Below are 3463 nucleotides of genomic sequence, written 5' to 3'. Positions count from 1 at the left end.
GGGATCTACACCTATCTGCCGCTCCTCTGGCGGGTGCTGCAAAAGATCTCGGAGATTGTCCGGGAGGAGATGAACGCCATCGGCGCTCAGGAGTGTCTTTTGCCCCAGCTGCAGCCGGCAGAGATCTGGCGGGAATCGGGGCGATGGGATGTGTACACCCAAGCCGAGGGGATCATGTTTGCCCTCAAGGACAGGCAGGGGCGGGAACAGAGCCTCGGCCCCACCCACGAAGAGGTGATCACCCTGCTGGCCCGCGACCTGATCCGTTCTTACCGGCAATTGCCCCAAACCCTCTATCAGATCCAGACCAAGTTTCGGGATGAGATTCGGCCCCGCTTTGGCCTAATGCGAGGGCGGGAATTCATCATGAAAGACGCCTATTCCTTCCACGCCAACGAGGAAAGCCTGCGCCAGACCTACCAAGATATGTACCGAGCCTATAGCCGCATCCTCAGGCGCTGTGGGCTGGAGTTTCGCGTGGTGGATGCTGATGCCGGGGCGATCGGGGGGCCATCGGCGGCCTCGCAGGAGTTTATGGTGCTGGCCTCTGCCGGAGAAGATGAGATTCTCTACACGCCCGATGGCTCCTATGCTGCCAATGTGGAGAAGGCCGTCTCCATCCCGCCGCCAGCGGCAGAGTCTCCCTACACCGCCTTCCAGGTTCTGGATACGCCGGGAACCGAAACCATCGAGAAGCTGGCCGCTTTCCTAAAAATCTCCTCTACCCTGATCGTTAAAAACGTCCTCTACCAAGCCCTCTACGACAACGGCCTGCGGGTGGCAGTGCTACTCAGCATCCGTGGGGATCAAGAAGTCAATGAGGTCAAACTGGCCAACCACCTCAGCCGCTTGGCAGAGCGCTACCAAGCCAACAAGCTGCTCAAGCTCACCTTGGCGGATGCCGAGATCCAAAACAGTTGGCAGGGGGATCCCATCCCGGTGGGCTACATTGCCCCCGACTTGCCGGATAGCTGTCTGGGCCGGCAAAAAAACCTTGCCCCCCAGATCCTGCGCTTGGCCGACCAGACGGCAGCTCTGCTGCAGAACTTTGTGACCGGCGGCAACCAGGTGGGGCAGCACGTGGTGGGGGCCAACTGGGGCGAGCAATATCCCCTGCCGGAAGTGGTGGATGTGCGCAAGGCACAGGCGGGGGATCGGTGTTTGCTCAACCCCGACCAGATCCTGGAAACGGCCCGTGGCATCGAGATCGGCCATATCTTTCAGCTAGGCCTCAAGTTCTCGCTGCCAATGCGGGCCACCTTTACCGACGAACAGGGATCCGAGCAGCCCCTCTGGATGGGCTGTTATGGCATTGGGGTATCCCGCTTGGCCCAGGCGGCGGTGGAACAGTCCCACGATGCCAACGGGATCATCTGGCCCGTGGCCATTGCCCCCTATCACGTAGTGGTGGTGGTGCCCAACATCTCCGACGCCGAGCAGATGAGCGTGGCGGAAAAACTGGTGCAAGATCTCGCTGCTGCCGGCATCGAGACCCTCTGGGATGACCGGGACGAGCGGGCCGGCGTCAAGTTCAAGGATGCAGATCTCATCGGGATCCCTTACCGCATCACCACAGGGCGCAGCCTCAAACAGGGCAAGGTGGAACTCACCGAGCGGGCCAGCGGCCAAGCCACGGAAATTCCCATTGAAGAAGTGGTGACTACCCTGAAAGAGCGGATTGAAGCAGCCCTAGCTGTGCCAGACTGAGCGTGGTTTCTCCTGAACTCCATGCTGAACATCTCCATTCTTAAAGAAGACGAATCCTATACTTTTCGCTCTTATTTTGAGATGCCCTACGAGCCGGATGAAATCTTGGCTCAGTTCGGCTATCGACTGGAAATTGGGGAGTGGACATGGCCTGTTGCCCCTGCGCCGCCGCAAACCCCAGTTCTGAAAGATCGGATCCGACAATTGTTACCTTTGGTTAGCCTCACCAGCGAAACAGCGCGGCGGGAATTGCTGGTGGCTCCTGTGCTGACCGAAGTGGCTCTCCATTGTCGAGTTCCTTTGCGGCTGGAGTATCCCCTGATGGTCAACAATTGGTTGAAGGGCAGCCTCGATTATCTGTTGCGAGGGAAGAACATCCTGCTGGTGGTTGAAGCCAAAAAGGACGATCTAACGCGAGCCTTTGTGCAAATGGCTGTAGAAATGATTGCCCTGGCGCAGGTGGAGCAGCAGGCTCAGATCTACGGTGCAGTGACGATGGGGTCTATCTGGCAGTTCGGACAAATTCTTGCCGATCAGCAGGTGATCAAACAAGACTTAACGCTGTATCGGGTACCTGAGGAGCTAGAAACCATTGCCGGCATTCTCACTGCCATGGTCAGCAGCCCTAGCCAATCGTGAATTAAAAGCGTGAATTAAAAGTAAGTCATGGATCGAAAAACAGTCTGGTTTGCCCTAAAATTGATGCTGGCTGCCGCCGGAATCAGCACAGCCATCAAGTATGGTGGCCCTTACTTGGCCTTGCCGGAGCAAATGCCAGTGGTGGTCGGGATGATCGTTTTGCCCACCCTGATCGTGGCCGGGATCCTGTGGCGCTGGCAAATGCAGTCTCCTCTATCCAAAACTCCCCTACAAGCCGGCAAGGGATCCCTGGGAATTGAAGATGATAGAGCCTTCACCCCCAGCCCTTCTCCCAGGGGAGAGAGGGAAGTCTGAACTGCTGGACATGGAAGGCTGCCCAGATCCCTTGATGGGTGGGAGGAAGGCTATCGGGATGGATTGGGATCCCTTGAACCCCTACTGCTGGGTAAGGCGCAGGGTTACCGTTGGGCTGGTTTGGTTGCCGGAAGTGGCCGTGAGATTCACCTGATACACCGTGCCAGAGGCCGGAATGGGAGGCCGAACGGTGATGGTGAAACGGCCCTGGGCATCTGCCTGCACCGTTTGGTTGGTCACGGTCTGTTGGGCGCTGATGATGCCCCCCAGAGAGGTCGAAGCCGTTACATTCACCCGCACCGAAGCATTGGGAGCTGTAGTGCCCTGCAGCGTAAACGAAGAACCGGAAACCCGATCCCCATCCCGCAGGTTGGTGATCTGAGGCAAGAGTGGGCCGGGGGCGCTGACCGTGGCGGAAACCTCTTGGGTGGTCAGCCGCTGGATGCCCCCGGTGGCCCCTTCGATCAGGCGGGCCGGTTGTTCGGCGGTCATGAAGCGCACTTGGCCGCCATTTTCCAAGCGGGCGACGACGATCCCCTCACGGGTGGTATCTTTCGCCTCGATTAGGGCGTTCACTACATAGGTGCCGCTGGAAACTTCCTGAGCCGGCAAGGTTTGCACTTGCCGTCCATCCTGGATGAGGTAAACCGTTACCCGGCTGGAAGGGGTACCTTTGACGGTGACCAACAGGATTTCTCCCGCTGCCAAAGGGCGACTGCCGGCATTGTGATCCACTAAGTCGATGGAAGCGCGGACAGGGCTGCCCACAGTGAAGCTCCAAGTCACGCGGCGGGTCACCCCC

Annotated in this window: 4 protein-coding genes; 3 read left to right on the top strand and 1 reads right to left on the bottom strand. The window is 58.6% G+C overall.

The window, feature by feature from the left end; genetic code table 11:
• The 3 genes from NW837_RS01180 to NW837_RS01170 all read left to right on the top strand — a co-directional run.
• A partial coding sequence (locus tag NW837_RS01180; protein WP_414328902.1) for a proline--tRNA ligase occupies positions 1 to 1707 on the top strand: 1707 nt, incomplete at its 5' end.
• Positions 1708 to 1728: 21 nt separating this feature from the next.
• Entirely contained in the window at positions 1729 to 2346 is a 618-nt protein-coding gene (locus NW837_RS01175) for a hypothetical protein (RefSeq protein ID WP_414328900.1), read from the top strand.
• Between the two features lie 27 nt (positions 2347 to 2373).
• The gene (locus NW837_RS01170; RefSeq protein ID WP_414328899.1) at positions 2374 to 2661 is read left to right on the top strand and encodes a hypothetical protein; all 288 of its coding nucleotides are present in this window, start codon (positions 2374 to 2376) and stop codon (positions 2659 to 2661) included.
• An 81-nt stretch (positions 2662 to 2742) separates the two neighbouring features.
• Here NW837_RS01170 and NW837_RS01165 read toward each other — a convergent pair.
• The coding region (locus NW837_RS01165; protein ID WP_414328898.1) for a hypothetical protein at positions 2743 to 3463 on the bottom strand (721 nt) is incomplete at its 5' end.

The sequence above is a fragment of the Synechococcus sp. R6-10 genome, assembly GCF_047461815.1.
In the GTDB taxonomy this organism is placed as follows: domain Bacteria; phylum Cyanobacteriota; class Cyanobacteriia; order Thermostichales; family Thermostichaceae; genus Thermostichus.
The sequence above is the reverse complement of the archived record's forward strand: the minus strand, read 5'-3'. Positions and strand labels throughout refer to the sequence as shown.

Coding starts and splice junctions, on each gene's coding strand:
- NW837_RS01175 (WP_414328900.1), top strand. CDS start 1,729: ATGCTGAACATCTCCATTCTTAAAGAAGACGAATCCTATACTTTTCGC.
- NW837_RS01170 (WP_414328899.1), top strand. CDS start 2,374: ATGGATCGAAAAACAGTCTGGTTTGCCCTAAAATTGATGCTGGCTGCC.